Consider the following 6,703-nt stretch of genomic DNA (forward strand, 5'->3'; position numbering starts at 1 on the left):
TCTTTGTCCCCTAACTTTCGGCGAGTCCCCCCAGACTTTTTGAGAAGCTTCCATCTAGCTCCATTTTCTGAATGTAGTTAATCCTTGGAAGTCGATGTTTGAAACCACAGAGAATTTCCCAAGAGATTGTTCCCAACATTTTAGCCCAGTGATCAGCAGCAATTTCTTGCTTTCCATCCTTACCGATTAATGTTACAACATCTCCCACTTTGACACGACGAAGATGACTCACATCTAACATCAACTGATCCATTGTAATAGCCCCGATTTGAGAAGCTCTTTGACCGTGAATCAACACTTGAAGACGATTGGATAAGTTGCGGGGGACTCCGTCGGCATAACCAATACCTACCACTGCTATTTTCATGGGGCGATCGCTAATAAATTGATAGCCGTAACTAACCCCTGTATTAGCCGGTATGGTTTTGATTTGAGTAATTTTGGCTTTAACTTGTAAAACGGGCTTTAGAGGGACAATAGAGCGACAATGAGGGGCTGGGTAAAGACCATATAAACCCAATCCTACTCTCACCACATCGTAGTGTAACTGAGGAGCGAGCAAAGTAGCGGCAGAATTAGCTAAATGAAGACGAGGTAGGTTGATGTCTTGGGCTTTTAATTGCGCGACGGCTGATTTGAACCTTTGATGCTGACGATACATATTGGTGGGGTCAGGGTCGTCGGCCGTTGCTAGATGGGAATAAACACTATTCAATCTTAAATACGGCAATTTTTTAACTAAGCTTGCAAATTCTCTTCCTTGATCCCACGGCACTCCTAAGCGAGACATTCCCGTGTCTAATTTTATATGAACAGGTATGGTTTTTTCGTATTGGGATAGGGTTTGAGAGAAACTTATAGCTTGGTCACGATAACAAAGAGTGGGTTCCAGGTTCCAATGGGCAGTTGCGGCGATTTCTTCGGGGGTGTTGATAGCTCCTAAAATCAAGACAGGTGCTTTTATGCCAGCTTGTCGTAGTTCGATTCCTTCTCCCAACGTCGCCACGGCTAGAGCGTTAGCACCTGCTTCGAGAACAACTCGGGCTACAGCGATCGCCCCATGGCCATAAGCATCTGCCTTTACCACAGCCATTAAGGCGGTTTTAGGGGATAGCAGTTGTTTAATTTGGCCGACGTTGTGACTTAGTGCCGATAAATCAATTTCTACCCATGCCCGTTGACGAATAATCTGAGGCAGACGATAATTGTAATCGCTTTTAGCAACTACCTCTGTCGCATACTTTTGACTAACCACTTTTTTAACTCCTACACACTCACCAGTCGCTTTAAATTATTGATAGTTATGGTAACAGACGTAGACATTAAGAGAGATGATTCGTGAGGGAATGTTAATGGAGCTATATCTTAATAGAAAAATACTTCTATCTACCGAATATGGTTATAATGTATCTTTATCAAAATATGAGAAAACAGTATTCTTTTAAACCCTGTACCTATTTCATAGCTAACCGTGATTTTTAATTTACTCCGAAGCGGAAGTTACTTGCTAGCACGTTCTATAAAAATTGTTTGCCATCAGTAAGCCTATGGAAGCATCCTTTGAAATCACTCTGCAAATTGTTATGGCTGTTCTTGCAGGCATTACTGCACAGGTCATTGCTGAATTCCTTAAAGTTCCTAGCATTGTCTTTTTGCTTCTCTTGGGCATCATACTTGGAGCGGATGGACTTAATATTCTCAATCCCCAGGAACTAGGAGTCGGACTGGAAGTTTTAGTGGCTCTATCTGTAGCTATTATCCTTTTTGAAGGGGGATTAAACCTCGAATTGAGAGATTTGGGTCGAGTATCCGGTAGTCTTCGTAATTTAGTTACTTTTGGAACCTTAATCACGTTGGTGGGTGGTGGCATGGCAGCCCATTGGTTAGCGGAGTTTCCTTGGTCTATTGCTTTTCTCTATGCAGCTTTGGTGGTAGTAACTGGACCAACTGTGATCAGTCCCCTTCTTAAACAGGTAGAAGTAGAGCGTAAGGTTGCTACCATTCTAGAGAGTGAGGGGGTTCTCATAGACCCAGTAGGAGCTATTCTGGCTGTGGTGGTTCTCGATACTATTCTCAACAGTAATGCCACCCCTGTAGAAATTTTTAGCGGTTTGCTATTGAGATTTGCCATTGGCGCAATCATTGGGGGAATCAGTGGAGCTTTACTCGGTTTTATTCTAAAAAACACCCCTTTTCTGTCAGAGGAACTGAGAAATCTAGTGGTATTAGCTAGTGTTTGGGGGCTATTTGGATTAGCACAATTCATCCGTAGTGAGTCGGGTTTAATGGCGACTGTGGTGGCAGGAATTGTGCTTAGAGCTTCGTCCATTCCCGATGAACGCTTATTAAGACGGTTTAAAGGTCAATTAACTGTTTTGTGCGTCTCGGTGTTGTTTATTCTCTTAGCAGCAGACCTCTCAATTGACAGTATTTTCGCACTGGGATGGGGTAGTGTTCTTACGGTTCTAACGTTAATGTGGGTGGTACGACCCATCAGTATTGCTTTTTGTACTATTAATAGTGACCTCAATTGGCGAGAGAAATTCTTTTTGGGCTGGATTGCTCCACGGGGAATTGTTTCTGCTTCAGTTGCTTCTTTATTCGCTATTTTACTGACTCAAAAAGGGATTAATGGAGGCGATTCCATTAAGGCTTTGGTTTTTTTAACTATTATGATGACGGTGTTTATTCAGGGTTTATCTGCTCGTTGGGTGGCTAAAGGTTTAAGAATTACGGCAGTAGAGGCTACTGGAGCGGTTATTGTTGGCTGTAATGCTTTAGGACGGCTCATGGGACGATTATTTGAGCAACAAGGGGAATCGGTTGTCTTAATCGATACCAATCCCCAGGCCTGTGAGCAAGCAGAAAGTGAAGGTCTATCGGTGTTCCAAAGTAGTGCGCTTGATCCTGATGTCCTTGAAGAAGCAGGAATCGAATCTATGGGGACTTTTATGGCTTTGACTAGCAATGGTCAAGTTAATTTAGTCCTAGCACAACGAGCAACAGAAGAGTTTAAACCCCCCAGAGTTTTTGCTATTTTCCCTAGTAATGCGGCTCAAGACAATAACAACAATAAAAACCTTAATACTAACAGAACTAACATTAATCCGGCTTTTGTGGATCAACAATTGATTAAAATGTGGAATCAGCACTTAACTGAGGGTCAGTTTAAGTTAGGGATTACAAATTTTCAAGGACAAGGACTCTCTTTTAAACAAGCCCATTTTCAAGCGTTAATTCGGGAAGGGGAGGTGTTACCCCTTTTGATTAAACGCAAAGGGAGTTTACAGGTTGTTCAAGCTAGTCAAACCTGGCAAGTGGGTGACGAAGTGACTTATCTTTTACACGATCCTCGTCCAAAACTCCTCAAACAGCTATCGGGGGGAAATCAAATTTCCAAAGCATTGACGGCTGAAAGACTGTCTGAAGTGGAGGAAGTTCCCATAGCTGATCCTGTAGAAAATTCTTTTTCAGAGTCTGTGCGATTAAGTGGTCAAGAATCAAAGTAAGCGATTAGTTGATTTATTCTAATGGGTTTACAATCGCTCGATAACAAACTAGACAAAAATAAAGGGTTAAATTAATAATTCCTAATAATTTGGGGATACCTTCTATTAATGATGATTTTACGGGAAGATAAGAATGAAATGAATCTATTAGCACTGCAAGAATAATCAATATAAACCCAGTTGCCATAATTCCATAAGGTGTTGCTTTTAAGTTTTTCCAAAATAATAATAAATAAAGAAAAAGAATAACACTGTAAACCTTAATGGTCATTAGTTTAGGGATATCAAAATATTGCAGGATAATATGAACGCGGTAAATTTCATTGCAGAAAAATCCGCCAGTTAAAATAGTAGAACCCAGTAAGAAAAAATTGTTGATGTTGTGAGGATTAATGCGTCTGACAACGGCGAAAGTAAATCCACACACCACAGGAGAAATAGCACATAGTATCTCGAAAGTATGGGTTAACAGTCCTGCTGTCGGATAGGGAGGAGTACCAGGAGGAATGAATAAACCTTCTACAGATGCCTCAATTTTTCTAGTGTAAAGTATTACTAATACTAACAAAACTAGACTGATGCTATTGCCAACTATAAATGCAGAAGGAATCTTTTTGATTAGCACTAACATTTTGTTTTTTAGTTGGGTCAACAAAACTTGCTTTCTCCATATTGTCCACAGTTATATACTTATAGCTGTCCAAATTGTCCAACTGTCCATTAACAACAAAAATAGAGTGCAAACTAACAAAATTAAATACATCCAGGGTTGAGAAAGAGGACGAACATCAGTAGTATCAATCCCTGTTTTTTCGGTGACAATATTGACTAAATAGGAGAATCCAGCTACACGCATGGGAAGCAAATAAGCTTGATCAGAATTCTCGCTAATAAAATAGTATACAAAGCCTCCTTGCCCTGTCCTTCGTAATCTTAAATCCTTAATCTCTGACCAATTTAATGACCATCCTTTACGAAAAAATGAAGGAAACCAAACAGGATAAGTTACTTTAATTTGACTCTCATTAACCAAAACTTTTTCGCTCAACGCTCCCCATAATACAAGTAAGCCCAAAATAATTCCTATCCATAATATAATAGGAGGAACAGGAGCATTGGTCACTCCAGCAAGAAACGGTAAAGGAACGGTCAAAGCAATATATAAGCTAATTAAAGTAATACGAATTAACGGAGAAATACGGAAGTTAGAACGATTCATAGCCATAATATTTTGATTGTTAACAAATAAGAGCAGTTCAGCAAATATCGATGATATGTTATTTCTATTTTAAGGTATCCCAAAATTTAAACCTTGCAATGGCTGATCAACCGTGATGCACACAAATCGGTGAATGAGTTTCAGGAGTTCAACTTGTGAACTCCCATCTGATCTTATTGTAAGTTAAGAAACTTATCCAAAGCTGCAACCATTTGTGGTGGCCAGCGACGAATGTTTTTCACCCAGTCGATATCTTGGTAACGGTTATCCATGCCAACTGCGGCTACCCAATGGCTTTCTGCTTCTCCCTGCTGCCCTGCACTCCACAAAATTGCCGTTAATGCGGCCCTCACATCAGGAAACATGGGGTACTTACGCACTAAATTACGCATTTCGGTGATAGCTTCTTTGGTTTTACCTATCTGATAGTAAACTAAAGCAGCATTAGCCCTGGCAAAAGCAAAATTAGGAGCGATTTCCGCAGCTTTTTGATAATCTGTTAAGGCTTTCTCCCAGTCACCTTGGCCACTTTCGGCATTGCCCAGGTTATTATACGCCATAGCATCATCGGGGTTGAGTGTTAAGACTCGATTGTAATCGGCGATGGCTGCTTGGTACTTTCCTTGGGCTTCTAGGGCAGTTCCTCGATTGAGATAGGGATCTGGAGCATCTGGTGCGAGTTCAATAGCTTGGTTGAAATCAGCGATCGCCCCTTCGAGCTTATTTTGACTCACACGGGCATTTCCTCGGTTACTCCAGGCAGCGGGGTTATTGGGAAATTCTTCGACTAACTGAGTCCAGTAGACTTCAGCCTGAGCAAAATTACCACTTTCTGTGGCTTTTATGGCTTTTTTGGCAATGGTTTCCCCTAATTGCAGTTGTTCTTCTGTGATAGCAGCATTTTCTTGTGTTTGTGCTAATCCTGTACTTATCATTCCTGTCCAGGTAGATAAGATAATCAGTAAACTTAAAATCCAGCGAGTCATCCTAGTTTTTATCCCTAGTATCTTTTAGTTAATTATTACTTCAATTTTTAATTTTAACGATATTTGCGTCATTATCTCTCTCACTGTCCACACACTTCGGAGGGTTGCAGTCCCAAACTTAAAATCAAATCATCGCTATTAATATTTGTCTCTCTATCGTTATAAAAACCTGCTTGATGATGAAGACTAAGGTTAACACCAGAATCTCTATTATCATTTTTGCCAAAAAAAGTTATCTTAACAACACATTGTCCGTTATATGTCCAGTTTTCGTAATCGTATCTAGAATTATAGGGGGTTAAATTAGTGTTACGTCTGATAAAACAGTCTATTCCTACTGGTACTCTGTCTGGACTCTCGTCTTCAGGAAAATAGCCTTTTTCCATTCTAAATGTTTCTAGTTCTCGTTTAATACAACCCATGTGTAGTTTGGCTTCCCCATAATGGAATTTATCTATCGTTGCTATGTAAGATGGGACGGCGATACTGGACAAAATCCCGACTATTACGCCAGAAATTAACAACTCTAGTAAGGTGAATCCTTGATTTTTGTTTTTGCTAGTTCGTGTTTTTGATAGATAAATGGAAGCTAATATTTTGGGGAAAAACATAATCGTACTAACCTGATAATCGAAGGTTTACCCTAATTGATTTCTTGGCCTTTTTAGGGCTAATTGAAAAATAAAAAGCGGTTTCATTTCAGATAACAACTATTTTGTTCCCGAGTTCGCAATACTGGATTCTATCAGCAGAATACCCAGATAAGATGGAAATCATATCATTTTAGTGATCTTAATCTTAGTTAAGTTTTGTCGGTATTCATAACGAGTACGATTTAACGATTACATTGAGGATATAAGTCAGGTGAATATGTTAAATCAATTTTGCCATCTCTAGTAACTATGAATGTGTTCCTTGAGAGTTGCAATAGGGACGTGACACTCCTCCCGACGCTGATCCAGTGGGTACAGCGCGGGCTTCCCTACCTC

General features: G+C 40.1%; 6 protein-coding genes. 1 reads left to right on the top strand and 5 read right to left on the bottom strand.

The window, feature by feature from the left end; translation table 11 throughout:
- Positions 1-10: 10 nt before the first annotated feature.
- Positions 11-1,255: an alanine racemase gene (alr, locus tag P9B04_RS11905; protein WP_342055207.1), complete on the bottom strand. Its 1,245-nt coding sequence runs from the start codon at positions 1,253-1,255 to the stop codon at positions 11-13.
- 292 nt (positions 1,256-1,547) lie between these two features.
- Between alr and P9B04_RS11910 the strand changes: the two genes are divergently transcribed.
- Entirely contained in the window at positions 1,548-3,509 is a 1,962-nt protein-coding gene (locus P9B04_RS11910; RefSeq protein WP_342055208.1) for a cation:proton antiporter, read from the top strand.
- A 13-nt stretch (positions 3,510-3,522) separates the two neighbouring features.
- Here P9B04_RS11910 and P9B04_RS11915 read toward each other — a convergent pair whose 3' ends face one another.
- From P9B04_RS11915 to P9B04_RS11930, 4 genes are all read right to left on the bottom strand, one after another.
- The gene (locus P9B04_RS11915; protein WP_342055209.1) at positions 3,523-4,140 is read right to left on the bottom strand and encodes a hypothetical protein; all 618 of its coding nucleotides are present in this window, start codon (positions 4,138-4,140) and stop codon (positions 3,523-3,525) included.
- Positions 4,141-4,191: 51 nt separating this feature from the next.
- Entirely contained in the window at positions 4,192-4,734 is a 543-nt protein-coding gene (locus P9B04_RS11920) for a hypothetical protein (protein ID WP_446717994.1), read from the bottom strand.
- A gap of 167 nt (positions 4,735-4,901) precedes the next feature.
- On the bottom strand, positions 4,902-5,663 hold the full coding sequence (locus tag P9B04_RS11925; protein WP_342055212.1) for a tetratricopeptide repeat protein: 762 nt from the start codon (positions 5,661-5,663) through the stop codon (positions 4,902-4,904).
- A gap of 131 nt (positions 5,664-5,794) precedes the next feature.
- Positions 5,795-6,325 carry a type II secretion system protein gene (locus P9B04_RS11930; RefSeq protein ID WP_342055210.1) on the bottom strand — a complete coding sequence of 177 codons (531 nt, stop codon included), beginning with the start codon at positions 6,323-6,325 and terminating at the stop codon, positions 5,795-5,797.
- Positions 6,326-6,703: the final 378 nt, after the last annotated feature.

The sequence above is a fragment of the Crocosphaera sp. Alani8 genome (assembly GCF_038442745.1).
GTDB lineage: Bacteria > Cyanobacteriota > Cyanobacteriia > Cyanobacteriales > Microcystaceae > Crocosphaera.